Source organism: Albimonas donghaensis, assembly GCF_900106695.1.
Taxonomy (GTDB): domain Bacteria; phylum Pseudomonadota; class Alphaproteobacteria; order Rhodobacterales; family Rhodobacteraceae; genus Albimonas; species Albimonas donghaensis.
Genome location: NZ_FNMZ01000005.1, coordinates 141,499 through 165,886, shown reverse-complemented (window position 1 = coordinate 165,886; position 24,388 = coordinate 141,499). Strand labels below are relative to the sequence as shown.

Annotated in this window: 22 protein-coding genes; 8 read left to right on the top strand and 14 right to left on the bottom strand. The window is 71.1% G+C overall.

Annotation, left to right across the window (positions count from 1 at the left end; all coding sequences use genetic code 11):
• Positions 1-19: 19 nt before the first annotated feature.
• The 7 genes from BLV24_RS14930 to BLV24_RS14900 all read right to left on the bottom strand — a co-directional run bounded on the left by BLV24_RS14930 (position 20) and on the right by BLV24_RS14900 (position 7,265).
• A complete protein-coding gene (locus tag BLV24_RS14930; protein ID WP_092683186.1) occupies positions 20-1,636 on the bottom strand; it encodes a dihydroxyacetone kinase subunit DhaK in 1,617 nt (538 codons plus the stop codon).
• Positions 1,637-1,647: 11 nt separating this feature from the next.
• Entirely contained in the window at positions 1,648-2,643 is a 996-nt protein-coding gene (locus BLV24_RS14925; protein WP_092683184.1) for an ABC transporter ATP-binding protein, read from the bottom strand.
• Positions 2,636-3,733, bottom strand: coding sequence for an ABC transporter ATP-binding protein (locus BLV24_RS14920; protein ID WP_092683182.1), 1,098 nt, complete (start codon positions 3,731-3,733; stop codon positions 2,636-2,638). The genes BLV24_RS14925 and BLV24_RS14920 overlap by 8 nt, the downstream gene beginning before the upstream one ends.
• Before the next feature lie 3 nt (positions 3,734-3,736).
• Positions 3,737-3,937, bottom strand: coding sequence for a hypothetical protein (locus BLV24_RS14915; protein WP_092683180.1), 201 nt, complete (start codon positions 3,935-3,937; stop codon positions 3,737-3,739).
• Positions 3,934-4,875 (bottom strand): carbohydrate ABC transporter permease, encoded by a 942-nt coding sequence (locus tag BLV24_RS14910; RefSeq protein WP_092683178.1) that lies wholly within the window; start codon positions 4,873-4,875, stop codon positions 3,934-3,936. The genes BLV24_RS14915 and BLV24_RS14910 overlap by 4 nt, the downstream gene beginning before the upstream one ends.
• Positions 4,872-5,819 carry a carbohydrate ABC transporter permease gene (locus tag BLV24_RS14905; RefSeq protein WP_092683176.1) on the bottom strand — a complete coding sequence of 316 codons (948 nt, stop codon included), beginning with the start codon at positions 5,817-5,819 and terminating at the stop codon, positions 4,872-4,874. The genes BLV24_RS14910 and BLV24_RS14905 overlap by 4 nt, the downstream gene beginning before the upstream one ends.
• A 129-nt stretch (positions 5,820-5,948) precedes the next feature.
• A complete protein-coding gene (locus BLV24_RS14900; RefSeq protein ID WP_092683174.1) occupies positions 5,949-7,265 on the bottom strand; it encodes an ABC transporter substrate-binding protein in 1,317 nt (438 codons plus the stop codon).
• A gap of 267 nt (positions 7,266-7,532) precedes the next feature.
• On the opposite strand from BLV24_RS14900, the gene BLV24_RS14895 reads away from it, so the two are divergent.
• Positions 7,533-8,570 (top strand): LacI family DNA-binding transcriptional regulator, encoded by a 1,038-nt coding sequence (locus BLV24_RS14895; RefSeq protein ID WP_092683172.1) that lies wholly within the window; start codon positions 7,533-7,535, stop codon positions 8,568-8,570.
• 66 nt (positions 8,571-8,636) lie between these two features.
• Here the strand turns inward: BLV24_RS14895 and BLV24_RS14890 are convergent, their stop codons facing one another.
• Together BLV24_RS14890 and BLV24_RS14885 are read right to left on the bottom strand one after the other, a co-directional pair.
• Entirely contained in the window at positions 8,637-11,228 is a 2,592-nt protein-coding gene (locus BLV24_RS14890) for a mechanosensitive ion channel domain-containing protein (protein WP_092683170.1), read from the bottom strand.
• 392 nt (positions 11,229-11,620) lie between these two features.
• Positions 11,621-12,751, bottom strand: coding sequence for a 5-methyltetrahydropteroyltriglutamate--homocysteine S-methyltransferase (locus tag BLV24_RS14885; protein WP_092683168.1), 1,131 nt, complete (start codon positions 12,749-12,751; stop codon positions 11,621-11,623).
• A gap of 189 nt (positions 12,752-12,940) precedes the next feature.
• On the opposite strand from BLV24_RS14885, the gene BLV24_RS14880 reads away from it, so the two are divergent.
• Together BLV24_RS14880 and BLV24_RS14875 are read left to right on the top strand one after the other, a co-directional pair.
• On the top strand, positions 12,941-13,732 hold the full coding sequence (locus BLV24_RS14880; RefSeq protein WP_245710586.1) for a GntR family transcriptional regulator: 792 nt from the start codon (positions 12,941-12,943) through the stop codon (positions 13,730-13,732).
• A 165-nt stretch (positions 13,733-13,897) separates the two neighbouring features.
• Positions 13,898-14,947 carry an acetate/propionate family kinase gene (locus BLV24_RS14875; protein ID WP_092683164.1) on the top strand — a complete coding sequence of 350 codons (1,050 nt, stop codon included), beginning with the start codon at positions 13,898-13,900 and terminating at the stop codon, positions 14,945-14,947.
• A gap of 128 nt (positions 14,948-15,075) precedes the next feature.
• On the opposite strand, the gene BLV24_RS14870 is transcribed toward BLV24_RS14875, so the two are convergent.
• Positions 15,076-16,311 carry an NAD(P)/FAD-dependent oxidoreductase gene (locus tag BLV24_RS14870; protein WP_092683162.1) on the bottom strand — a complete coding sequence of 412 codons (1,236 nt, stop codon included), beginning with the start codon at positions 16,309-16,311 and terminating at the stop codon, positions 15,076-15,078.
• Between the two features lie 142 nt (positions 16,312-16,453).
• Between BLV24_RS14870 and BLV24_RS14865 the strand changes: the two genes are divergently transcribed.
• The 3 genes from BLV24_RS14865 (at position 16,454) to BLV24_RS14855 (ending at position 18,553) form a co-directional block, all read left to right on the top strand.
• Positions 16,454-17,410, top strand: a complete 957-nt coding sequence (locus tag BLV24_RS14865) for an SMP-30/gluconolactonase/LRE family protein (RefSeq protein ID WP_092683160.1) — start codon at positions 16,454-16,456, stop codon at positions 17,408-17,410.
• Positions 17,411-17,480: 70 nt separating this feature from the next.
• Positions 17,481-17,741, top strand: a complete 261-nt coding sequence (locus BLV24_RS22035; protein ID WP_176954769.1) for a hypothetical protein — start codon at positions 17,481-17,483, stop codon at positions 17,739-17,741.
• Between the two features lie 497 nt (positions 17,742-18,238).
• Positions 18,239-18,553, top strand: coding sequence for a DUF1272 domain-containing protein (locus BLV24_RS14855; protein WP_092683158.1), 315 nt, complete (start codon positions 18,239-18,241; stop codon positions 18,551-18,553).
• Between the two features lie 285 nt (positions 18,554-18,838).
• Here the strand turns inward: BLV24_RS14855 and BLV24_RS14850 are convergent, their stop codons facing one another.
• The 4 genes from BLV24_RS14850 to BLV24_RS14835 are packed head-to-tail and all read right to left on the bottom strand — an operon-like array spanning position 18,839 to position 22,018.
• Positions 18,839-19,621 (bottom strand): SDR family NAD(P)-dependent oxidoreductase, encoded by a 783-nt coding sequence (locus tag BLV24_RS14850; RefSeq protein WP_092683156.1) that lies wholly within the window; start codon positions 19,619-19,621, stop codon positions 18,839-18,841.
• On the bottom strand, positions 19,618-20,670 hold the full coding sequence (locus BLV24_RS22265; protein ID WP_092683154.1) for a phosphotransferase: 1,053 nt from the start codon (positions 20,668-20,670) through the stop codon (positions 19,618-19,620). The genes BLV24_RS14850 and BLV24_RS22265 overlap by 4 nt, the downstream gene beginning before the upstream one ends.
• Positions 20,667-21,194, bottom strand: coding sequence for a MaoC family dehydratase (locus BLV24_RS22260; RefSeq protein ID WP_092683152.1), 528 nt, complete (start codon positions 21,192-21,194; stop codon positions 20,667-20,669). Before BLV24_RS22260 ends, BLV24_RS22265 begins: the two co-directional genes overlap by 4 nt.
• Entirely contained in the window at positions 21,191-22,018 is an 828-nt protein-coding gene (locus BLV24_RS14835; protein ID WP_092683150.1) for an SDR family oxidoreductase, read from the bottom strand. Before BLV24_RS14835 ends, BLV24_RS22260 begins: the two co-directional genes overlap by 4 nt.
• 76 nt (positions 22,019-22,094) lie before the next feature.
• Between BLV24_RS14835 and BLV24_RS14830 the strand changes: the two genes are divergently transcribed.
• Both BLV24_RS14830 and BLV24_RS14825 read left to right on the top strand, forming a co-directional pair.
• Positions 22,095-22,886 (top strand): TetR-type transcription factor C-terminal domain-containing protein, encoded by a 792-nt coding sequence (locus BLV24_RS14830; protein WP_092683148.1) that lies wholly within the window; start codon positions 22,095-22,097, stop codon positions 22,884-22,886.
• A gap of 104 nt (positions 22,887-22,990) precedes the next feature.
• On the top strand, positions 22,991-24,256 hold the full coding sequence (locus BLV24_RS14825; protein ID WP_245710585.1) for an acyl-CoA dehydrogenase family protein: 1,266 nt from the start codon (positions 22,991-22,993) through the stop codon (positions 24,254-24,256).
• Positions 24,257-24,388: the final 132 nt, after the last annotated feature.

Genomic DNA, 24,388 nt, shown 5'->3' with positions numbered 1-24,388 from the left:
AGGCGGGTTCGCACCCGCCCTACGAGAGGTTTTCGAACAGGCGGGCGACGGCTTCGGCGCCGGGATCGACATGGCCCGACAGCCGGTCGGCGGCGATATAGGCCGCGCGCCCGGCATTGGCGCGGGTCATCGAGGCGGTGGCGTCCGCCCCTTTGCGGGCCGCGGCGGCGGCCGCCGCCAGCCCGTCGCCCAGCGCGTCCAGCGCGGGTTCCAGCGCGTCGATCATGGTGCGGTCGCCGGGCTCGGCGCCTCCGATCTCCTTCATCCGGGCGAGGCCGGCGCGCAACGCGTCCTGCGTGGACAGCCCGCCCGAGGCCCCGTCGCCCACCGAGGCGAAGAAGATCGCCAGCAGCACGCCCGAGGACCCGCCCATGGTCTGGCTCAGCTCCAGCCCGATGGCGCGGAACAGCTGGGTGTGATCGGCGAGCGGCAGCGCCTCCATCGAGCCCAGCAGCGCCCGCGCCGCGCCGGCCAGCGTCGAGCCGGTGTCGCCGTCGCCGGACCAGGCGTCGAGCGCGTTCAGGTCGGTCTCGGCCGCGATCAGGATCTCGCAGCATTGGCGCAGGAACGCCTCCGTGGGCGCGTGGGAGGAGGCGAGCGGCTTGATCGGGGTCAGCCCGTCGGGCAGGCGCCGCGTCTCCACCGGGCCGAGCGGCTTGGCGCCGGGCCAGGCGGCGAGCGGGCAGGGAGCGGCGAGGCCGGCGGCGTCCGCCTCCGACATCGGGCAGACGGAGACCGAGAAGCCCCGCATGTCCAGCGAGGTCATCATCGCCGCCGGCCCGACCAGCAGGGAGATCCGATCCCCCACCGAGGACGCGGCCAGTTCATTGGCCAGCACCGACATCTCCAGCGCCGAGGCGCCGCCGAGATTGTTGAGCAGGGCGACATGCGGGCCGGGGCCCATCTTCGCCTCCAGCCGCGCCGCGATCAGGCGCATGGCCTGGGCGGCGCTGTCATAGGACACCTGCTCGATCCCCGCCTCGCCGTGGATGCCGAGGCCCAGCTCCGCCTGGCCGGGGGGGATGCGGTTTTCCTTGGGCGAGCCGGGCACGGTGCAGGTGTCGAGCGACAGGCCGAGCGAGAGCGTGCCGGCGATCACCCGCTGGGCGGCCTCGGTCACGGTCGCGAGGTCGGCGCCGGATTCGGCCAGCCCGCCCGCGACCTTGTGGACGAACAGCGTGCCGGCCACGCCGCGGGGCTGGGGCAGGTCGGGCAGGGCGATGTCGTCATCCACGATCACCATGCTCACGTTCAGCCCGAAGGCGCGGGCGCGCTCCGCCGCCAGGCCGAAATTCAGGCGGTCGCCGGTGTAGTTCTTCACGATCAGGAGGCAGCCGGCCTCCCCGGTCACGGCGAGGATGCCGGCGAGCACCGCGTCCACGGAGGGCGAGGCGAAGACATCGCCGCAGACCGCCGCGGTCAGCATCCCCGGGCCGACGAAGCCGGCATGGGCGGGCTCGTGCCCCGAGCCGCCGCCGGAGACCAGCGCCACGCGGGACCGGTCCCAGTCGGCGCGCATCGCCACGCGGATATGCGGGTAGCCGTCGAGCCGGACCAGCGCGCCGCCCGAGGCGCGGATCACGCCGTCGATCGCCTCGGTGACGATGTCTTCTTTCTTGTTGATGAACTGGGTCATTTTCGTCTCCCTCACGCGACGCGGGCGCCGGCGGCGTCGAAGTAGAACGGCTGGCGGGGGCGGATCGGCACCAGGTCGCCGGGGCCGAGCGGCGTATGCGGATCGGTCACCGTCACCAGCGCATGATCGCGATAGATCAGGTGCAGGCGGGTCTGGTCGCCGAGCCGTTCGACCCGGACCACGGTGCTGTCGGCGCCGGCGCCCTGCTCGATCTGCTCGGGGCGCAGGCCGATGGTGGCGGCGCGGGGCGGGGCGTCGCCGAACAGGTCCGCGGGCAGCAGGTTGATCCGCGGCTGTCCCAGCCGGGCGGCGGCCTGGATGGAGACCGGGTTTTCGTAGACCTCCCGCGGGGCGCCGAATTGCAGCAGGCGGCCCTGGTCGAGCACGCCGACATGGGTGGCCATGGTCATCGCCTCGACCTGATCATGGGTGACGTAGATCAGGGTCGCGCCGAAATCCGCCTGGATCTTCTTCAGCTCCACCCGCAGGTCGGCGCGCAGCTTGGCGTCGAGCGAACTGAGCGGCTCATCCATCAGGTAGACCGACGGCCGGCGCACCAGCGCCCGCCCGATGGACACCCGCTGCATCTCCCCGCCCGAGAGGTTGGTGGCGCGGTTGTCGAGCTTGTGGGCGATCTGCAGCATGCCGGCGACCTCGGCGACCTTGCGGTCGATCTCGGCCCGGGGCGTGCGCAGGAGGGGGGACTTGAGCGGGAACTCCAGGTTCTCGCGCACCGTGAGATGGGGGTAGAGCGAGTATTGCTGGAACACCATCGCCACGTCGCGCTGGGCGGGGGTCAGGCCGCCCACCGGGCGGCCGCCGATATGCACCTCGCCCGCGTCGGGGCGGTCGAGACCGGAGACCATGCGCAGGGCGGTGGTCTTGCCGGCGCCGGTGGGGCCGAGCAGCACCACGAAGGCGCCGTCCGGCACGGTCAGGGACACGTCGTCCAGCGCCAGCGTGTCGCCGAAACGGCGGGTGATGCCTGAAAGCGAAACCTCAGCCACGGTCCAGCACCTCCCGGTTGGCGACCGAGCGCAGGGCCCGGCCGGTCGAGGCATTGAAGACGGTCAGGGTGCGGGCATCGAAGTCGAGGCCCGTCGTCTCCCCTTCCCGCACCACCTGGTCGGAGGGGGCGCGGACCTTCACCGGACCCTGCGCGGTGTCGAAGGTGACGATCTGGGTGGTGCCGAGATACTCGGTCGCCGTCACCCGGCCGCGATAGGGGGCGGCGTCCGACAGGCGCACATGCTCGGGCCGGGCGCCGAGCGCGAGGGCGCCCGACGCGGCCTCCAGGCTCTCGGGCACGGGGATGCGGGCGCCGCCGAGATCCACCGCGCAGCCCCCCTGCGCCAGCGCGCCGTCGAAGGGCAGGGCGTTCATCGGGGGCGAGCCGATGAAGTTGGCCACGAACATCGTCGCGGGCCAGTCGTAGATCTCCTGCGGGACGCCGAACTGCTCGACGACCCCGTGGTTCATCACCACGATCTTGTCACCCATCTGCATGGCCTCCAGCTGGTCATGGGTCACGTAGATGGTGGTGGCGCCCATGCGGTCATGCAGGGCGCGCAGCTCCTCGGCCATATGCTCGCGGAACTCGGCGTCGAGCGCGCCCAGCGGCTCGTCCATCAGGAAGCACTTGGGGTCGCGCACGATGGCCCGGCCGAGCGCCACCCGCTGCCGGTCGCCGCCCGCGAGCCCGCCGACGGGGCGGTCGAGGATGTCGGCGATGCCGAGAATGCGGGCGGCTTCCTCCACCTTCGCGCGCACCTCGGCCCGCTTCATGCCCTGGGAGACCAGCGGATAGGCGATGTTCTTGCGCACGTTCAGATGCGGGTAGAGCGCGAACATCTGGAACACGAAGGCGATGTCGCGCTGGGAGGCGGGGCGCTGTCCGACCTCCTCCCCGTCGATGAAGATTTCGCCCGACGTCGGCAGCTCCAGCCCCGCGATCATGCGCAGGGTGGTGGTCTTGCCGCAGCCCGAGGGGCCGAGAAGCATGAAGAACTCGCCGTCCTCGATGACGAAGCTGGAGGACTGCACGGCGGTGAAGGCGCCGAATTCCTTGCGCACGTTCCGTATTTCGATCCGGGCCATGCGTTACTCCGGGAAATGGCTGACGACGATGAACATCACCGTGCCGGCCAGCGTGACGAGGAAGGACCAGGTGTAGAGACCCAGCGCGAAGGGCTGCATCAGCATGAACACGCCGGCGGCGATGAGGATCGTGGCCAGCAGTTCCCACGGGCCGCGGCGCCCGCGCGCGAGGCCGGTGGCGAAACGGGTGAGAAAGCCGGTCATTTGCGCACCGCTCCGAAAGTGATCCCGCGCAGAAGGTGCTTGCGCAGCAGGATGGTGAAGACCAGCACGGGCGCGAGGAACAGGGTCGCCCCCGCCGCCACCGCCGGCCAGTCCTGGCCGCCGATGCCGATGATGGTCGGGATGAAGGGCGGCGCGGTCTGGGCGGTGCCCGAGGTCAGCAGCACCGCGAAGGCGTATTCGTTCCATGCGAAGATCAGGCAGAAGATGGCGGTGGAGGCGATGCCCGTCGCCGCCTGCGGCAGCACCACTTTGCGGAAGGCCTGGAAGCGAGTGTAGCCGTCGATCAGCGCGGCCTCTTCGTATTCGATGGGGATTTCGTCGATGAAGCCCTTCAGCAGCCAGACCGACAGCGACAGGTTCACCGCGGTGTAGAGGAAGATCATGCCCAGATGCGTGTCGTTCAGCCCAAGTTCGCGATACATCAGGAAAATCGGGATGGCGACGGCGATGGGCGGCATCATCCGCGTCGACAGGATGAAGAACAGCAGGTCGTCCTTCAGCGGCACCTTGAAGCGTGAGAACGCATAGGCCGCGATGGTTCCCAGGAACACCGACAGGAAGGTCGAGCCGAAGCCGATGATCACCGAGTTCAGGAACCGCTCCCCGTAACGCGAGGGGCCCGCGATCACCATGTCGTACTTGCGCACGATGGCGTCGTACCACGTGTCGGGCGGGGGCAGTTCGGCCAGGGTTTCGGGCGTGACGCGGGTGCGGGTGGTGAACAGGTTGACGTAGCCCTCCATGGTCGGCTCGAAAACCAGCTTGGGCGGGTAGGAGATGGCGTCGGAGGGCGACTTGAAGCCGGTCGCCACGATCCACAGCAGGGGCAGCAGGGTGATGACCGCGTAGAGGATGACCAGCGCGCCGGCCAGCCGCTTCTGCCCGCGGGAGGGCTCGGTGATCGAATAGCCGCTCATCTTTCCTTAACCTTGTTCAGCGCCTTCACATAGATCGAGGCGAGGCCGAAGACGGTGACGAACAGGATCACCGCATAGGCCGAGGCGTAGCCGGTGCGCCATTTCTCGAACGCCTCGCGCTTGAGGTCGATGGAGGTCAGCGTGGTGGTGTTGCCCGGCCCGCCGCCGGTGAGCTGCACCACCAGGTCGAACATCTTGAAGTTCTCGATCCCGCGGAACAGCACTGCCAGCATCAGGAAGGGCAGGACCATGGGCACGGTCAGCGTCCAGAACTGCCGCCACTTGGAGGCGCGGTCGCATTCCGCCGCCTCGTAGATCGTGTCGGGGATGGACCGCAGGCCCGCCAGGCAGATCAGCATGACGAAGGGCGTCCACATCCAGGTGTCGACGATGACGATGGCCCAGGGCGCCAGCGCCACCTCGCCGATCATCGAGAAACTGGTGGGATCGGCGCCGGTCAGGAAGGCGATGGCGTAGTTGAACAGGCCGATCTGCGGTTGGTAGAGGAAGGTCCAGAAATTCCCCACCACCGCCGGCGACAGCATCATCGGCAGCACGATGATGGTGGTCCACATGTCCGAATGGCGGAACTTGCGGTTGATCAGCCAGGCCAGCGCGAAGCCGATCAGCACCTGCAGGGCGATGGTCCAGAACAGGAAATGCGCCGTGGCCTGCATGGTCAGCCAGATGTCGTCGTCGGTCAGGATGCGCGTGTAGTTGCGCAGGCCGATCCACGAGACCTCGGCGTTGGGCCGGTTGGCGCGGAAATTGGTGAAGCTCAGCCGCACCGTCCAGATCAGCGGGAAGATGTTCACCGCCAGCAGCAGGAAGATGGTCGGCGCCACGAAGATCCAGGCGATGGCCCGGTCGGAGAGGCCGCGGATGCGGCGTGCGGCGCTGGGCGGGGTGGCGCGTGCGGCGCGCGCCATCGCTGTCTCGGACATGAGACGTCCTTCCGGGCGGGTTCTGGGGGGAATGAGGCGGGCGGGGACCGGGGCGTGAGGAGCGCGCGACCCGGACCCCGCCCGTAGACGCCGGCCCCGGGGGAGGGGCCGGCGATCGCGGGATGGGGGTCAGAGCTTGCCGTCGTCCTCGAAGACCTCGGTCCAGTCCTCGACCAGGCCGTCCAGCGCCTCCTGCGCCGTGCCCTGGCCGGCGACCACGTATTTGTGGACCTTGTCCTGCATGGACAGCAGCAGCGAGGCGTAGGAGGGCTCGGCCCAGAAGTCCTTCACGATGGCCATGGAGTCGAGGAAGGTCTGCGCGTAGGGCTGGGAGGTGGCGAAGCCCGGATCCTCGACCACGGCCTTGAGCGCCGAATAGCCGCCGAGGCTCCACCACTTCTTCTGGATTTCCTCCTGGGCGAACCACTGGATGTATTCCAGCGCCGCCTCCTGGTTCTCGGAGTAGCTGACCACCGAGATCCCCTGGCCGCCGAGCTGGGCGAAATGCCCCGCCGGCCCGGCCGGGTTGGCGAAGTAGCCGGACTTGCCGCCGCCCACGTTCGGGTCGGCCTCGACGCCGGGCCAGATGAAGGCGAAGTTCATCTGGAGCGCGACCTGGCCGGACTTGTAGGCGTCGATGTCCTCGGACATGTACCAGTCGGACGAGCCCGGCGGCGTGCAGCAGTCGTAGAGCGCCTTGTAGTATTCCAGCCCCTCCACCGCGCCGGGGGAGTTGACGTAACCCTCCAGGTCATAGGGGTTTTCGGGCGAGCCGTACTGGAACCCGTAATTGTAGAGCGCGTTGGTCACGCCCATGGTGATGCCCTCGGACCCGCGCTCGGTGTAGATCGCGGCGCCGTAGACGGTCTTGCCGTCGATCTCGCGGCCCTGGAAGAAGGTTCCGATGTCCTTCAGCTCCTCCAGCGTGGCGGGCGGGGCGAGGGGGCGGCCGTATTTCTCCTGGAACTCGGCCTGAAGCTCGGGCTTCTCGAACCAGTCCTTGCGGTAGGTCCAGCCGACCACGTCGCCGAAGGCGGGCAGGGCCCAGTAATTGGGCGTGCCCTTGGGCCATTCGGAATAGCCGGTGACGGTGGCGGGGATGAAATCCTCCATCGAGATGCCGTTGGCCTCGAAGAAGTCGTTGAGCTTGATGTAGTGCCCGGCCTCTGCGCCCAGGCCGACCCACTGGCTGTCGCCGATCATCAGGTCGCAGAGCTGCCCGCCGGAATTGAGCTCGTTCAGCATGCGGTCGGCGAAGTTCGGCCAGGGGACGAATTCGAAGCTCATCGTGTGGCCGGACTTGGTCTCGAAGTCCTTCGACAGCTCGACCAGCGCGTTGGCGGGGTCCCAGGCCGCCCAGCACAAGGTCAGGTCCGCGGCGGCGGCCCCTTTGGCCCCGAGGGCCGAGGCGAGCGCGATCGCGGAAAGTCCGATTGCGGCTTTCATGTTCCGATTCCTCCCTGACGTCGCCGCGGCTTGTCTGCGCGACTCGTTGCGAAAGAATTGGTAGCTGAGGGACGTGCCTCACGTAAAGAAAATTCTGAGGCACGTGCCTCAAAGCGCCTTTCCTTGCGATGCGCCAGTGCTGTAACAGGGAAAGGCGGGGCGCCCCGCGCGCCCGGTGGCCCGCGCCCCCGATGGCCACCGCGCCCGATGGCCCCGCGCCCGATGGCCCCGCGCCCGATGGCCACCGCGCCCGATGGAAGGACAGGAATGCGACCGACGACCAAGGACCTGGCCCGCGCCGCGGGGGTGAGCCTCGCCACCGTCGACCGCGTGCTCAACGATCGGCCCGGCGTGCGCGCGGGCACCATCGAGCGGGTCAACCAGGCGATCCGGGAACTGGGCTTCGTGCGCGACATCTCGGCGGCGAACCTGGCGCGCAAGCGGGATTACCGGTTCCTGTTCGTGCTGCCCGACACCGAGGGCCGCTTCATGTCCGGCGTGGTGGGGCGCATCGACGAGGCCAACCGCGCCTTCGCGCTGGAGCGGGTCCATGCCGACGTCCTGCGCATCCCCGAAACCGACGCCCATGCCATCGCCGCGGTGCTGGACGGGCTGAAGGCCGGGGCGGGGACAGGCGCGGTGGACGGCGTGGCGATCATGGCGCCGGCCTCGCCGCAGGTGCGCGACGCCATCGACCGGCTGCGGCGGCGGGGCGTGTCGGTGGTCGCCTTCATCTCCAAGCAGCCCAACGCGGAGCGGTCGCGCTTCATCGGCATCGACAACCGCGCCGCGGGGCGCACCGCGGCGCGCCTGATGGGGCGGTTCTGCGGGCCGGGCGCGGCGGGCGCGCTGCTGGTGGTCTGCGAGACCATGCAGCTGCTGGACAATCTGGAGCGTCGGCTGGGCTTCGATCAGGTGATCAACGGGGTGTTCCCGGGGCTCGGCGTCTCGCCCTCGCTGGAGACCTGGGGCGATCCGGAGCGCACCCGCGCGACGCTGGCCCAGGCGCTGGCCAACGCGCCGGACCTGCGCGGCGTCTACGTGATGAGCTCGGAGGCGGAGCGGGTGCTGGATCCGCTGGCGGAGATGGTCGACCTGTCCCGGCTGGTGATCGTGGCGCATGAGCGCACGGACTACACCGAGGCGGCCCTGCGCGCGGGCGCGGCGGATGCGGTGATCACGCAGGATTCCGGCCACCTGGTGCGCAGCGCCCTGCGGGTCCTGCGCGCCAGCGTCGATGCCCGCGACCCGCTGGAAAGCCAGGAGACGGTGCGGATCGAGATCCTCGTGCAGGACAATCTCTGAGCCCCGCGCCCGCGCCCGCCTTCGCGCCCGCCCCGCCCCCGGCGAAGGGGGCGGGGCGGAACGGGGTCAGGCTTCGTCTTCGTCGGGCATGTCGCGCGCGACGCCCGAGGCCTTGTCGGTCCGCGGGGCCGACGTGTCGCCGTCCCCGCCCGTGCCTGCGCCCGTTCCCGTTGCCGTTCCCGTGGCGGGCTTGGCCGCGGCCGCGGGCGCGGGGGTCGCGGTCCCCTCCACCACGCGCGGGGAGATCGCCTTGGCCATTTCCTCGGCGGCCTTCTCGGAATCGTCGCGAACCAGGTGCAGGGCCGGGGCCGAGCCGTCCTTGTTCTCGCCGAAATAGATGGTCTGGTGCGGGTAGGGGATCTCGATCCCGCGGGCGTCGTAGACCTTCTTCACCCGTTCGTTGAGCGTGCGCAGCAGGCCCCACTGCTTGCCGGGCAGGGTCTTCACCCGCGCCCGCAGCACCACCGCCGAGTCGCCCAGCGCCTGCACGCCGAACCACTCCAGGTCGCCGGTGGTCTGCACCGCGAATTCGGGGTCCTCCATCAGTTCGGAGAAGGCGTCGAGGATGCCCTGCTTGGCCTCGTCGATGTCCTCGCGATAGGCGATGCCCATGTCGAACACGGCGTAGGAGAAGTCGCGGGTCAGGTTCGACACCGAGTCCACCGAGCTGAACGGGATCAGGTGATAGGTCCCGTTCAGGTCGCGGATGGAGACGGAGCGCACGGTCAGCTTCTCCACCCCGCCGGTGATGCCGCCGGCGGTGACCACGTCGCCCACGTTCATGGCGTTTTCAAGCTGGATGAAGATGCCGGTGATCACGTCCTGCACCAGCTTTTGCGCGCCGAAGCCGATGGCCAGGCCCAGGACGCCGGCGGAGGCGATCAGCGGCGCGATGTCGATGCCCAGCTCGCTGAGCGAGAACATCAGCGTCAGCACCGCCAGCACGATCGTCGCGGCGTTGCGCATCAGGGTCAGCAGCGTGGTCTCGCGCGGGGACGGGGCGGCCCCGACCTCGGGGTTGAGCCGCCAGTCGATCCAGGAGGTCATGGCCAGCCAGGCCACGAAGGCCGCGAACAGGATCATCGCCACGCTGACCATGCCGCCGGTCAGCCGCAGCCCGAGATCCGAGCCCAGCCAGGCGTCGAGCTGGGTGATCCCGGCGACCTGCAGGGTCCAGATCAGGATCGAGATCAGCACCAGCATCCGGACCAGCATCAGAAGCTTGGGCAGGAAGCTGTTCAGCCGCTGTTCGAGCAGGGGCAGGGAGGAGGTGATCCGGTCGGGCAGGCTGACGCCGCGACGGGCCCAGGTGGCGAGCGTGTGGTTGACGATCATGCCGACCACGATGGCGGCCAGCACCTCGGCGGTGGCTTCGAGCACCGGGAACAGGACGCCGCCGGGCCGGATCAGCACGATCACGAACAGCCCCGCCAGGTAGAGCATCACCGGAATATGCCAGAGCCGGGCGAGGGTCGCGAAGACCTTGCGGCTCTGCGAATCCGACGGCGTGAGCCAGGCGGCGACCGCCTTGCGGTGGCGCAGGACCGAGATCATGGCGATCAGCACCACGATCAGCGACACCGCGGCCCCCAGCGCCGCGCCGGCGCGCCAGCCGACCTCGCGGCTGACGATCGGGGCGGCGAGCAGGTGGCCGTAGCCCAGGATGCCGGCCGCCGCGACCAGCCGCCAGGCCAGCGCCTGCGCGCCGCCGTCGGGCAGCGGGATCAGGCGCAGGGCGCCGGTCTCGGGCCGCAGGGCGAAGCGGATCACGGTGCGCGAGATCTCCACCGCCACGAAGGCGTTGAGGTAAAGGCTCTGACTGAAGCCGACCTGTCCCGCGGCGCCGGTGGCGAAGGTGACGATGGCGTAGCCGGAGGCGAAGGCCGCCAGCACCGTGACCGCGTCGAGCAGGGTGGTGCCCATGCTGAGGCCCAGCGTCGGAAGCCAGCCGCGCCCCTCGCCGGCCTGTCCCAGGCGCCGCCGCAGCGGCCGGGCGGCGAGGCGCAGGGCGATGAACACCGCATAGGTGACCAGGATCGCCACCGCCAGTTCCTGAAGCGCGCCGAGGATCACGCCGGAATCGGCGGCGGATCGCAGTTCGGACAGGCGGCCGGGGGCGAGCGCCAGCTTGTCCCACAGGCTGAAGGCGAAATCCGCGGCTTGCTCCACGGCGCGCTGGCTCAGCTCCGCCGCCTGGCGGCCGATGGACAGGCCCTCGCTGTTGGAGGCCGCGGCGGAGGCGTCTCCCCCCGCGTCTCCCGAAGCGGGCGCGGCGGCGGCGGGCTCGGTGGAGGCCTCCTCCCGGCCGCTGGGCTGCGCGCCGGCGTCGGCCTCGGCCGCGGCGCCGCTCTCGCGCAGGGCGCCGATCAGCTTGTCGCGGGCCTCGGGGTCTTCGAGGACCTTCAGCAGGGCGGCGGCGGGATCGGCGGCGACGTCGGCGGACCCGGTCTCGCCCCCCGAGCCGTCTCCGGACCCGTCGCCGGACTCCGCGCTCTCTTCCGCGGCGGCGTCGCCGGAGCCGGAGCCGGTCAGGGCGCCGAAGCCGAGCTGGGCCTGGCCGGGAGACGCGAACAGGCAGAGGCAGAGGGCGAGGCTCAGCGTGACGCACAGCGTCGCGAGCCGGGCGCGCCACGGGCGGGAAATATCGGGGCGGGTCAAACGAAGTCTCCAGGCAGGGGGCGTCGGCCGTGTCGCGGGCGGCTTGGATCTCGGGCCGCGGCGGGCGCGGCTTGGGGAAACCTAACGCGCCATGCGGGAATGTCACGCCCATGGGGCGCGGGGGCGGGGGCGGGGCGCGCCGGGCGGGCGTCGGGTGGGCGCCCGGATAGACGCGCCGGAGCCGCCCGGCAAGCGCCGAAGGCGGGGCGGCCGCCCTTCTGTCGTCGGTCATGCCCGCATGCGCGCCCGGAACCGCCAGCCGGGCGCCCACCGCGCCGCAAGCGGGCCGCGCCGCAAGCGCCGCCCCTGTCAGCGCGGCGCGGGCGGGCGTTGGCCAGGGGCGGAGGGGCGGACGCGCCGCTCCCTCCGCCCGCCGTCGCGGCGCGGCGGGGTCAGGCGGTGACGCCGCCCCAGACCGCCTCGGCGGTTTTCACCACCAGCTCCAGCTTGCGGCGCTGGTCGTCGAAGGTGATGTCGTTGCCTTCCTCGGTCGAGGCGAAGCCGCATTGCGGCGCGATCCCGAGCTGATCGATGTCGGCGAATCTGGAGGCCGCCTCGAACTGACGCTTCAGGTCGTCCAGGCGCTCCAGCCCGCCGGTCTTGGTGGTGATGAAGCCCGGCATGACCCGCTGCCTGCCCTTGGACAGCAGGCGCAGCGGCTCCAGCCCGCCGGCGCGCTCGGTGTCGTATTCCATGAAGAAGATGTCGACGCCGGTCTTGTTGAACACCGCGTCGGCGGCCGGGTCGTAGGCCCCTTCGGCGGCGTGGGTCGAGCGGAAGTTGCCCCGGCACATATGCATGCCGATCAGCATGTCGGCGGGGCGGTCCTTGATCGCCTCGTTCATCATCCACGCATAGCGGTCGATCAGCCAGTCCGGGTCCTGACCGTCGGCCTCGCGCGCGGCGCGGTGCTTGGGGTCGCACAGGTAGGCGAAGAAGATGTCGTCCATCTGCAGGTAACGGCAGCCGGCCGCGTAGAACGCCGCGACGGCCTTTTTGTAGACCTGCGCCAGCGCGTCGAACAGGGCCTGCGGGTCCTTGTATTCGGCCGGGTGGATGTCCGCGACCGCCGTCCGGAAGTGGCAGCAGGACGGGCCGGGGATGGAGATCTTGGGCGTGACCTTCGTGTTGGCCGCCACGAACCTGAAATGCTCCAGCATCGGGTGGTCGTCGGGAAAATCGAGCGCGCCCTTGATGGTCGGGAAGATCGGGCGGAGCTTCACGCCGGCGAAGTCCACGCCCTCGTCCCGCTCCTCCAGGTCGAAGCCGTCGAGGGCGCCGATGAAGTCGTAATGCCAGAAGGAGCGCCGGCATTCGCCGTCGGTCACGGCCATCAGGCCGGCCTCCTCCTGCATCCGGATCGAGTCGCGGATGGCCGCGTCCTCGGCGGCGCGCAGGTCCTCGATCGGGGTGGTCCCGGTTTCGTAATAGCCCTTGCGGGCGGCCTTGACCGGGGCGGCGCGCAGCAGGCTGCCGACATGGTCGGCGCGGTAGGGCGGGGGCGGGACAGGGGTCTGGGTCATGCGTTCCTCTCCGGGGGCGGGCGGCGGCCCGTTGCGTCGGGTCGTCCGCGGGGACTGCGCGTGATTGTATGCAGCAGAGGGGGCCGCGGGCCAGTCCCTTCGACGCCGAGGCCGGGTTTCCGTCGCTATGGAGGGTTTTCGCCCGGTCTTGTATACAGGCCTAAGTCCCCTGCTTTGACGGAGATCGCCTTGGCCGACCGGTCCCCCAATCCCGAGATCCCGCCCGCGCCCGCGGCCGAACGCGGGCCGGCCTCCTCTCGCGGCGCCGCCGCGCGGGGGCTGCGCGCGGTGCTGGGGCTGCGCGAGCTGATCCATTCCGGCGCCGTCGCCCCCGGCGAGCGGTTGTCCGAGCTCGACATGGCCGAGCGGCTGGGTCTGTCGCGCACCCCGATCCGCGCGGCGCTGGCGCGGCTGGAGCAGGAGGGGCTGCTGATCCAGCTGGCCTCCGGCGGCTACGCGGCGCGGGCGTTTTCCGAGGCCGATGTGCGCGACGCCATCGAGCTGCGCGGGGTGCTGGAAGGCGCGGCCGCCCGGCTCGCGGCCGAGCGGGGCGCCGCGCCCGGCCCGATGGAGGCGGCGCGGGCGCTGCTGGCCCGGCTCGACGACATTCTCGCCCCCGGCGCCGCGGCGCTGGAGTTCCCCGCCTATTTGGAGGCGAACGAGGCCTTCCACGGGGCGCTTGCGGCGCTGTCGGGCTCGCCGCTGGTGATCCGCCAGATCGCGCAGGCGACGCGGCTGCCCTTCGCCGGTCCCTCCGCCTTCATCGACGCCCAGTCGCGCATGGACGAGGTGCGCGAAAGCCTGACCGTCGCCCAGGCCCAGCATCGCGGGCTGATCGAGGCGATCGCGGCGCGGGAGGGCGCGCGGGCCGAGGCGCTGGCGCGCGAACATGCGCGGCTGGCGCTGCGCAATCTCGACGCGGCCATGCGCGACCGGGCGCTGGCCGCGCGGGTGCCCGGCCTGAGCCTCGTCACCCGCTGACCCCTCCCCTCCCCCGCGCCCGGCGCGCGCCCCTGCCGCGTAGGGAGGGGCGCGATTCTGGGCCACTGTCCCCCGGACTTGCGCGCGGACTTGCGCGCGGCCGGGCGTGGACTGCGCGCGGACTGCGGGCGAACCGGGCGCGGACCGGATGGGAGGGGAACGGAGATGGCGGGCGTCGATTGGCTGATGACGTTGAATGCGGGCTCGTCCTCGCTGAAGCTGGCGGCATATGACCTGGCCGGCGCGCCGTTGGGGAGCGGGCAGCTCTCGGATCTCGACGTGATGACCGTGCCCGCCGGGCGGCTGGCGGAGGCGGTGTCGGGGATCATGGCGGGGACGGGGGCGGCGCCGGCGCCGGTCGCGGTCGGACACCGGGTCGCCCATGGCGCCCATCTGCGCGCGCCGGGGGAGTTCGGGGCCGAGATGCGCGCGGCGCTGGAGGCCGCCTGCGCCTTCGCCCCCCTGCACAATCCGCCGGCGCTGCATATCGTGGACGCGGCCGCCGAGCTTTGGCCCGGGGCGCGGGTCTTCGCCTGTTTCGACACCGCCTTTCACGCCACCCAGCCCGAGGTCGAGACGACCTTCGCCATTCCCGCCGAATTCCGCGCGCAGGGGCTGAAGCGCTACGGGTTTCACGGGCTGTCCTACGCCTCGATGGTGCGGCGGTGGGCGGATCTGACCGGGGCGCCGCCGCCGGGGCGGCTGCTGGCCTGCCATCTGGGCGCCGGGTCCTCGATGGCCGCGATCCGGGACGGGAGAAGCGTGGCGACGACCATGGGCTTTTCCCCGATGGAAGGGCTGGTGATGGCCACCCGCTGCGGGGAGCTGGATCCGGGGGTGATCTTCCACCTGCTGCGCCAGGGCGAGGACCCGGCGGGGCTGGAACGGGCGCTGAACCGCGAGAGCGGGCTGAAGGCGCTGGGCGGCTCGGGTTCGATGAAGGCGCTTCTGGAGCGGGATGACGATGCGGCGCGTTTCGCGGTGGATCACTATTGCCACTGGGCACTGCGCCATGCGGGCGGGCTGATCGCGCTGATGGAGGGCGTGGACGCCATCGCCTTCACCGGCGGCATAGGCGAGCACGCGGCCCCGGTGCGGGCGCGGATTCTCGACGGGTTGCGCTGGGCGGGACTGGACGAGCGCGCCTGCGTGGTGATCGAGGCCGATGAGGCCGGGGAGATCGCCCATGCGGTGCTGGGCCTGCTGAACGGCTGAACGACTGCACGGGGTGGGGGCGGGGCGGGGCTGGCGCCCCGCGCGGCCTTCCCCGACCTCCCGCCCGCCCACCCCGGCCGGGGAAGGCCGCGGCGCCCGGATCGGCCGGCGCCCGCGCGCGGCGGGCGTCAGATCACCTCTTCCTCGACCAGGGGGCGGTTCTCCAGCAACCGCTCATAGCCGAGCGGGGAGAGATCCAGGCTGCGATAGGCCCCATGGGCGATCAGCTCCCCCACTCCGCGCCCCACGCCGGGCGCGTGCTGGAGCCCGTGGCCCGAGAAACCGGCGGCGTGGATCAGGTTGGGGACCTCGGGATGCGCGCCCACCACCCCGTTGCGGTCGAAGCGGTTCCATTCGTAGTGGCCGGCCCAGAAGCGGCCCGGGCGGATCGCCTCGAAGCATTCGGCGCGGGCGGCGAGGGTCGGCCAGACGATGTCCTCGAACTCGGCGTGGCGGGGCTCGAAGTCCTCGGGCGCCACGGCGGGGTCCTCGACGGGCGGGGCGCCAGCGAGAAAGCCGGTTCCCTCGGGGCGGCAGAACACGCCCGACGGGTCGATCATCAGGGGCAGGGGGCCCGCCGGCGGGGCGGCGCAGTCGAAGGTGAAGAGCGTGCGCTTGCGCGGCTCGATGGGCAGGGCGAGCCCGGCCCAGCCAGCCACCGTTCCCGCCCGCGGCCCGGCGGCGTTGACCGCGACGCCGCAGCCCAGGCGGGCGCCGGAGGCCAGGCGCACCGCCGCGACCCGGCCGCCCGGCCCCCGATCCGCCGTCATCTCGAAGCCCACGGCCTCGTCCCGGATCACCCGCGCGCCCGCCGCCCGGGCCGCGCGCAGCATGGCGCCGTGCAGGCCCATGTTGTCGAACCAGCCCTCCCCCCGCAGGCCGAGACTGGCGAGCCGGATCTCTTCCAGGCGCAGATGGGGGTAGCGGGCGGCGACCTCCGCAGGCGTCAGCAGCACCACCTCGGCCCCCGCCGCGCGCTGGGCGGCATGGGTGGCGCGCATCGCGGCCTCCTGCGCCGGGGTGGCGGCGAGGAACAGGTAGCCGTGTTCGCGAAAGCCGGGATCGGGGCGGGCGGCGCCCCCCCCGAATGACGCGCCGAAAAGGTCGGGGAAGGCGCGCAGCACCTCCACCCCGTAGGCCGACAGCGCGATGTTTACCGCGGTCGAGAACTGCGCCCGGATCCCGCCGGCGTTCAGCGCGACCGAGGCGCCGGCATAGCTCGCGTCCCGCTCGATCACCGCGACCGAGCCCTCGAAGCCCGCCAGCACGCGCAGCCCCCAGGCGACCGCCGCGCCGATGGCCCCCCCGCCCACGATGGCCACGTCGACGGATGGGATGCGCGCGGATGAGGAAGAGGCGGACATGGCGGCTCCGGTGCGGGTTGCCGGGAGGCCCGGCCTGCGGGCATGATCATCCGGCCGCGAGGCGTGTCGCAAGGGGAGGCGCGTCGCATGGCCGGACGCGCCGCATGGGGACGGCGCGCCGTAGCGGGTGAAGGGGACGACGATGGGCGTACGAGCCGCGGATCCGGATTTCTGGGCGCTGGTGCAGGTGGGGGCGGAGGCGAAGCCGGTCTGCTCGGGGTTCGTGTTCACCGAGGGGCCGGTCTGGCACCCCAGGGAGCGGGTGCTGATCTTCTCCGACATCAAGGGCGACGCGCGCTACCGCTGGCGCGACGGGTCCGAGGTCCGGCGGATCCTGTCGCCCACGCGCCAGGCCAACGGGCTGACGCTGGACCGCGATCTCAACCTGATCGCCTGCGAGCATCTGAGCTCGGTCGTCGCCCGCTTCCGGCCCGACGGAACGCGGGAGGTGCTGGCCAGCCATTTCGAGGGGCGGGCGCTGAATTCTCCCAATGATGTGGTCTGCGGGCGGGACGGGTCGATCTGGTTCACCGATCCCACCTATGGCCGCACGCCGCCCTGGGGCGACGGGCGCGAGCCGGAGCTGGATTTCCGCGGCGTATACCGCCTGCCGCCCGGCCATGTTCCGGGCGCGGAGCCGGAGCTGGCGGTCCCGCGCGACATGTTCCGCCAGCCCAACGGGCTGTGCTTTTCGCCCGACGAGGCGTGGCTTTACGTGGACGACACCGTGGCCGGGACCATCCGCCGTTTCCCGGTGGAGCCGGGGGGGCGGCTGGGCGAGGGCGCGCTGTTCGCCGACCGCATCGCCGAGCCCGACGACCGGCCGGGCGTCCCGGACGGCATCAAGTGCGACGAGACCGGAAACGTCTGGGTGACCGGGCCGGGCGGCGTCTGGGTCTATTCCCCCGACGGGGTCAAGCTGGGCGAGATCGACTGCCCCGAGCCGCCGGCCAACCTCGCCTGGGGGGAGGATGACGGCCGGGTGCTCTACATGACCGCGCGGACCTCGGTCTACGCGCTGCCCACGATCGTGCGGGGGCGGGAGGAGCCGTTCATGGCCGGGATGCGGGGCCAGGGCGGGGCGCATACGCGGTCTTAATCGAAGCGGGCGCAGGGTGCGGGCGGTTCGATGAAGGAGAGCGCGGATGAGTCGGGGGCAGGAGATTCGGTTGGGCCTTGTGGTGGCCGTGGCCCGGTTGCTGGGCGTGCCGGTGGGCGTGCGGGACGGCGCGGAGGCGGAGGCGGTGGCGGAGGCGGGGGGCGGGGATGTCGGCCCGTCCCGCGCCGCCCGAGGCGGTCCGCCGCCCCTGGGGCGGGAGCGGCGGACCTACGGCCGCGTGGTGTCCTTCCGCCAGCCTGGCGACGACGCGTCGGCGATGACGGGCGGGCAGCGGACGGAGACGGTCGAGGACATCCTGCGCAAGGCCTGAGCCCTCGCGCGGCGCCGGCGGCGTCGGGCGAGCCGCGACCGGCGGGCCGCGCCGTTCGAGGGCGGGTCGCCGGACGCGGTTTGACGGGAGCGGTATGTCGGAACGGGCGGTTCGGTAGGGCTGGCCGAAAAGCTGGCTGTCGGAAGCGGTATTCGTGGTCGGCGGCGGGCGAACGGCGTCTCTAAGCCAGCGTCGCGACGCCCGCAATTCGACGCCCGCATCTCGACGTCGGCGTCTCGGCGATGAAGTCGCGCGTTCGGGGACGCGAAGCCGGGGGCTCGCAAACGGTATCTCGGAACCGGGGGCCGAAGGTCAACGCCGAAGGCGGGGCGCCGGCGGAGGCCTGCCGGGCGCCGGCGTGGACTTTCCGGAAGCGATGGCCGAACAGGGCCCCGAGATCCGCCGGCCGCGCACGGACCGGCGGAAAACCGGGCGCGTTTGGCGGGCGCCGGGGCGCGTTTCGTGGCAGGTTCGGGGACCAGTCAAGGGAGATCCCGATGCTCGAACTCCGTCCCAATTGCCAGCGGTGCGACCGCGACCTGCCTCCGCATGATCCGGCGGCGCGGATCTGCTCCTATGAATGCACCTATTGCGCGGACTGCGTGGACGGCCCGCTGCGCAATGTATGCCCGACCTGCGGCGGCGGCTTCGCGCCGCGTCCGATCCGCCCGGCGAAGGCCTGGCGCCCCGAGTTGAAGCTGGGGCTCGCGAACCATCCGGCCTCGACCCAGCGCCGCGCGCTGAAATTCTCGCCCGAGGACGTGGCCGCCCATGTCGCCCGCATCGCCGCGATTCCGCCGGGGGAACGCTGAGCCCCGGATCGACGCGCGCGCCGGGGGCGCCCGGGGCGCCCGGGCGCGGCCCGCGGTCCCGCCGCGCCGAAGGACTGCGAAGGCGTCTCGGCCCCTTGGCGGCCGTCCCGATCGCCCCGACATCGCCCCGCCCCTGCGGGGCCGGCCCCGGCCGGGCGCTGTCGTCGCCGCGACGTCCGCGTCCGCGTCCGCGTCCGCGATCGCCTGCGCGGGACGGTCGACGCCCGCCACGAAAAAGGCCCCGGCAGGGAACGCCGGGGCCTTCGAACCTGCGATCCGCCAGGATCAGACCGACATCACCCCGCCGTCGATGGCGATGGTCTGGCCGGTCATGAAGCCGTTGTCGGGCGCGGCGGCCCAGACGATGGCCTGGGCGACCTCCTCGGGCTCTCCCAGCCGGCGCATGGGCACGCCGCGGGCGATCCAGGCGGCGGCGGCCTCGCGCTCCATCCCCTTCTCGGCCACCACGTTGTCGATGTCGAATTCGACCATCGGCGTGCGGGCGTAGGCGGGGCAGATGGCGTTGCAGCGGATGCCGCGACGGGCGTTCTCGGCCGCCGCGGTCTTCGTCAGGCCGACGACCCCGTGCTTGGCCGCCGCGTAGACGCCGAGCTGCGGCGCCCCCGCGATGCCGGCCAGCGAGGCGACGTTGACGATGGCCCCGCCGCGCCCGCCCTTGCGGGTGTCCATCGCCGGGATCTGGGCGCGCATCGCATACCAGACCCCCATCAGGTCGATGTTGACGACGCGCAGCGCGTCCTCGGGGCTGACATCCTCCAGCCGCGCGCGGGCATGGACGATGCCGGCGTTGTTCACCGCCACGTCGAGCCCGCCGAACTTTTCGACCGCGCAGGCGACCAGCGCCTCATGCAGCGCCGGGTCGCCGACATCGCCGGGAATGCCCTCGGCCGGCGTCCCCAGCGAGGCCGCGAAGCCCGCCACATCGCGCGAGGGATGGTCGGAGAGCACCAGCGACGCCCCCTCCGCCGCGAACATCTTCGCGGCGATGGAGCCGAAGCCGCCGGTGGCCCCGGTGATCAGGACGGTCTTGCCCGCGAACCGGCTCACCCGGCCTTCTCCGTGGCCTTCAGCGCATGGGCCGCCAGCGGCCGCACCGAGCGCCCGGCCCGCAGCGCCTTGTCGGGATTGGAGGCGTTGCCGTCGATGCCGCGCTTGTAGACGCCCTGCATGATCGCCGCGAGGCGGAAATGCGAGAAGGCGATGTAGTATTCCCAGTTGTCGATCTGGGGAATGCCGCGGCGCTTGCAGTAGGCCTCCACATAGGCCTTTTCGTCCGGCAGCCCGTCCGAGGCGTCGCGCGGATGACCGCCCAGCCCCCGGAACCCGTCGCCGTCCGGCATCCGCCAGTTGGCGCACTGGTAGCCGAGATCGGCGTAGGGATGGCCGACGGTGCACAGCTCCCAGTCCAGAACCGCGATCAGGCGCGGCTCGGTCTTGTGGAACATCACGTTGTCGAGCCGGTAGTCCCCGTGCACGAGGGTCGCGAGACCGTCATCCGCCGGCTCGTTCTCCTCCAGCCAGGCCATCAGCGCGTCCATCTCGGGGATGGTCTCGGTTTCCGACGCCCGGTACTGGCCCGACCAGCGCTTGTACTGGCGGGCGAAATAGGTGCCCGGACGGCCGAAATCCTCAAGGCCGACGGCCTTGTAATCCACGTCGTGCAGGGCGGCGAGCGCCTTGTTCATCTCGTCGTAGATCTTCGTGCGCTCGGCCGGGGCGAGCTCGGGCAGGGGGGCTTCCCACAGCACGCGGCCGTCGAGGAACTCCATGATGTAGAACTGCCGGCCCAGCGGGCTGCGCTCATCGTCCGGGGCCAGGTGGAACATCCGCGGCACCGGCACGTCGGTCTTGGCCAGCGCGGCCATCACCCGGTATTCGCGATCCACCTGGTGGGCGGATTTCAGCAGCTCCCCCGGCGGCTTGGCGCGCATCACGTAGGAGCCGCTCTCGGCGTCCACGCGGAAGGTGGGGTTGGACTGGCCGTCGGAGAACTTGTGCAGGCCCTTCAGACCCTTGAAGCCTTCGACATGCTCTTCCAGATAGGGGGCGAGCCTGGCTTCGTCCACCTGGGCGGCGGCGTGGGTCGCGTCGCTCATGCGTCGTCTCCCATCACGGCGTAGCCGCGCGAGGTGGCGACCAGCGCGGGCTTGCCGCCGTTGGCGAGCTCCTGGCCCTCGATCTCCACCTTCACGTCATAGGCGATGACCACGGCGCCTTCCTTCACCTGCACGTCGGCCAGCGTGTAGCGGCCGCGCACGCGGGATCCGACGGGGACCTGAGCCACGAAACGGGCCTTGTCGACGCCGTAGTTGTAGCCCATCACCGCGCCCTTCAGCTTGGGCGTGGTCTTGTAGGAGAAGCCGGCCAGCAGGCTGAGCGTGAAGAACCCGTGGGCGATGGTTCCGGGCAGGCCGGATTCCTTCGCGCGCGCCGGATTGACGTGGATGAAGTTGCGGTCGTCGGTGGCCACCGCGAAGGCGTCCACGTCCTTCTGGGTCACGTCGTACCAGGGGGAGACGCCGATCTCCTGACCCACATGGGTCTGGAATTCGTCGATCGTCCATTCGGGCACGTCGCGTTCGCGCGGATCGTAGTCCTCGACACCGTTTTCCGTGATCATAGGTCTCTCGCCTTGTCCCAGAGGTCGCCGCCGGTCATCACGCCGGTCCCGCCGTCAAGCGGCAGGATGCAGCCGGTCACATAGGCCCCGGCCTTCGAGCACAGGAACAGCGAGGCCCCTGCGATGTCGGTGGGGATGCCGATGCGCCCCAGCGGCACGTCGGAGCCGACGGCCTCGGCCTTTTCGTCGGAGCCGGTGGCGAATTCCGTCATCTTGGACTGGAACGGCCCCGGCGCGAAGGCGTTGAAGGTGATCCGACGATGGGCGCATTCCTTGGCGAGGATCTTCGTCAGGTGATGCACCGCGGCCTTGGAGGCCGAATAGGAATAGGAGCCGTCGCCCATCGGCCAGTGGCCCATGACCGAGCCCAGGTTGACCACCCGGGCCGGGTCCGCGTCGGTCGCGGCGGCGTCGAGAAGGGGGAACAGCCGGCGGGTCATCTCGAACAGGCCCGCGACGTTGATGTTCATCACCTTCTGCCAGGCCTTGTAGGGGAAATCGTCGAGATCCGCCCCCCAGGCCACGCCGGCGTTGTTGAACAGGATGTGCAGCTTGTCGGTGCGCGCGGCGACCGCCTGGACCAGCTCGTCGCAGCCGGCCTCGGACCCGACGTCGCCGGCGAAGCCTTCGGCCGAGCCGGCGGGGTTCAGGGCGTTGATCTCCGCCGCGGCGCGCTCGCATTCCTCGCCCTTGCGCGAGGCGATCAGCACGCGGGCGCCGCCCATGGCCAGCGCCTCCGCGATCATGCGGCCGATGCCGGTCGCGCCTCCGGTGACGAGCGCGGTTTTACCCGCGACGCCGAAAAGGTCGTCGAGATAGCTCAACTCGATCCTCCCGTTTGTCTCGCCGATCTCATGTCCGGCGTTGACGACATACGCGACAGTATGTAGTGTCCGACAGATGAGCGCAACCCCGCATGCCGGCCCGGAAAAATCGAGCGAGCCCGAGCCCGATCAGGGCGGCGGGGAGGGCGTCGAGGAGACCCTCCGCGAAGAGCGCGAGCCCGACCCCGAAGGCCAGCCCGAACGCGACGACGCCCCGCTTTTCGTCCCCGAGCCGTCCCCCGTCGCCCCTCGTCCGGGGGAGCGCGGCGCGGCCCAGGAGGAAGTGCTCGTCGCCGCCGCCCAGGCCTTCATGGAACGGGGCTTCGCCGCCACCTCCATCGACGACGTGGCGCGGGTGATGAACGCCACCAAGGGGCGTGTTTACCACTATTACCGCTCCAAGCTGGAGCTTTTCAACGACGTCACCCGGCGATCGCTGGAGATGATCCACGCGGAGGTCGCGGCCGCCGAGGCCGCCGGCGGCGATCCCGACCGGCGGATGGAGCGGATGGTGCGCACCCATGCCGGGATGATCCTGCGCGAGCGGGCCTTTCACCGCACCGCCCTGCAGGGGGTGGAGCTGCATCTGCGCATCGCCGCCAGCCAGGATCAGCGCGCCGCCGTCGCCGACCTGATCAGCCTGCGCGACGCGCATGAGCGCCTGTTCGTGCGGGTGCTGGCCGAGGGCGTCGCCGCCGACCGTTTCCGCCCCTGCGACGTGAAGGTGACCGTGCGCACCCTGCTGCCGGCGCTGAACGGCCCGGTCTTCTGGTATCGCCCCCGCGAGGGCGAGACCGACGCCGACCGCGCCGCGATCGTCGATCAGATCACCGCCTTCGCGATGAGCGGCCTGCGCCTGCGGCCGTGACCGGCGCGCGGTCGGCCGACGCGCCGCGCCGCGCCGGGGCGAAAGATGAGAAAAAAGCGCCGCCGGATCACGGCGGCGACGACAACACAGACGGAGGAAACCCCATGAACATGAACATCAAGCCGGAACTGCAGAGCATGGCGCTCGGCATGTCCGAGCGCATCATCCCGATCCACGCCGCGGTGAAGGAGATGATGGACGAGCTGGTCCACCCCGCCGCCAAGCGTTTCGAGGAAGCGCATGCCAAGGCCCCGACGCCCTGGACCTATACCGACGAGATGCTGGAGATCATCAACGGTCTCAAGGCCGAGGCCAAGAAGCGGAACCTGTGGAACTTCTGGCTGACCGATTCCAAGTCCGGCTACGGCCTGTCGACGGTCGAATACGCCTATCTGGCCGAGGAGATGGGCAAGTCGCCGCTGGGCGCCGAGACTTTCAACTGCGCCGCCCCCGACACCGGCAACATGGAGGTGCTGGAGCGCTACGGCGCGCAGGCCCACAAGGACAAGTGGCTCAAGCCGCTGCTGGAGGGCGAGATCCGCTCCGCCTTCCTGATGACCGAGCCGCAGGTGGCGTCCTCGGACGCGACCAACGTCTCCATGAGCTGCGAGCTCGACGGCGACGAATACGTGCTGAACGGGGAGAAGTGGTGGTCCTCGGGCGCCGGCGATCCGCGCACCGCGCTCTACATCACCATGGTCCGCACGCCGTCGGATGACCGGCCCCGTCACCGCCAGCATTCCCAGATCCTGGTGGATCCGGAGACGCCGGGCATCACCAAGCTGCGCGCCATGCAGGTCTTCGGCAACCCGGACGCGCCGCACGGGCATTTCCACCTGAAGTTCGAGAATGTCCGCGTCCCCAAGGAGAACCTGCTGGTCGCCGAGGGCGCGGGCTTCGAGATCTCGCAGGGGCGGCTCGGGCCGGGGCGCATCCATCACTGCATGCGCGCCATCGGCATGGCGGAGCGGGCGCTGGAGCTGATGATCCAGCGGTCGATGAGCCGCGAGGCCTTCGGCAAGCCGCTCTACCAGCTGGGCGCCAACTACGACATCATCGCCAACAGCCGCATCAAGATCGAGCAGGCCCGCCTGCTGTGCCTGAAGGCGGCGTGGATGATGGACCAGGGCGACCCGCGGCAGGCGGCGCCGTGGATCTCGATGATCAAGGTGGCCGCGCCGATCATGGCCGGCGAGATCATCGACGAGGCGATCCAGATGCATGGCGCCGGCGGCATCTCCCAGGACTTCCCGCTGGCCGAGATGTACACCCATGTCCGCACGCTGCGCCTGGCCGACGGGCCGGACGCGGTGCATCGCCGGCAGGTCGCCCGGCGGGAGCTGCGCCAGTACACCCAGGAGAAGGTCTGAGGCGCAAGTCCCGGCCGGCCCCGTCCCTCCGACGGGCGGGGCCGGCCGGGGGACGCGCACGGGTGCGCGTCGCGGCGCGTGATGACGGCGCGGCCTTTCGGGGCCGCGCCGTTTCGTTTTCGCGGAACGGGG

Coding starts and splice junctions, on each gene's coding strand:
- BLV24_RS14930 (WP_092683186.1), bottom strand. CDS start 1,636: ATGACCCAGTTCATCAACAAGAAAGAAGACATCGTCACCGAGGCGATC.
- BLV24_RS14920 (WP_092683182.1), bottom strand. CDS start 3,733: ATGGCCCGGATCGAAATACGGAACGTGCGCAAGGAATTCGGCGCCTTC.
- BLV24_RS14915 (WP_092683180.1), bottom strand. CDS start 3,937: ATGACCGGCTTTCTCACCCGTTTCGCCACCGGCCTCGCGCGCGGGCGC.
- BLV24_RS14910 (WP_092683178.1), bottom strand. CDS start 4,875: ATGAGCGGCTATTCGATCACCGAGCCCTCCCGCGGGCAGAAGCGGCTG.
- BLV24_RS14905 (WP_092683176.1), bottom strand. CDS start 5,819: ATGTCCGAGACAGCGATGGCGCGCGCCGCACGCGCCACCCCGCCCAGC.
- BLV24_RS14900 (WP_092683174.1), bottom strand. CDS start 7,265: ATGAAAGCCGCAATCGGACTTTCCGCGATCGCGCTCGCCTCGGCCCTC.
- BLV24_RS14895 (WP_092683172.1), top strand. CDS start 7,533: ATGCGACCGACGACCAAGGACCTGGCCCGCGCCGCGGGGGTGAGCCTC.
- BLV24_RS14885 (WP_092683168.1), bottom strand. CDS start 12,751: ATGACCCAGACCCCTGTCCCGCCCCCGCCCTACCGCGCCGACCATGTC.
- BLV24_RS14875 (WP_092683164.1), top strand. CDS start 13,898: ATGGCGGGCGTCGATTGGCTGATGACGTTGAATGCGGGCTCGTCCTCG.
- BLV24_RS14870 (WP_092683162.1), bottom strand. CDS start 16,311: ATGTCCGCCTCTTCCTCATCCGCGCGCATCCCATCCGTCGACGTGGCC.
- BLV24_RS14865 (WP_092683160.1), top strand. CDS start 16,454: ATGGGCGTACGAGCCGCGGATCCGGATTTCTGGGCGCTGGTGCAGGTG.
- BLV24_RS14855 (WP_092683158.1), top strand. CDS start 18,239: ATGCTCGAACTCCGTCCCAATTGCCAGCGGTGCGACCGCGACCTGCCT.
- BLV24_RS22265 (WP_092683154.1), bottom strand. CDS start 20,670: ATGAGCGACGCGACCCACGCCGCCGCCCAGGTGGACGAAGCCAGGCTC.
- BLV24_RS22260 (WP_092683152.1), bottom strand. CDS start 21,194: ATGATCACGGAAAACGGTGTCGAGGACTACGATCCGCGCGAACGCGAC.
- BLV24_RS14830 (WP_092683148.1), top strand. CDS start 22,095: ATGAGCGCAACCCCGCATGCCGGCCCGGAAAAATCGAGCGAGCCCGAG.
- BLV24_RS14825 (WP_245710585.1), top strand. CDS start 22,991: ATGAACATGAACATCAAGCCGGAACTGCAGAGCATGGCGCTCGGCATG.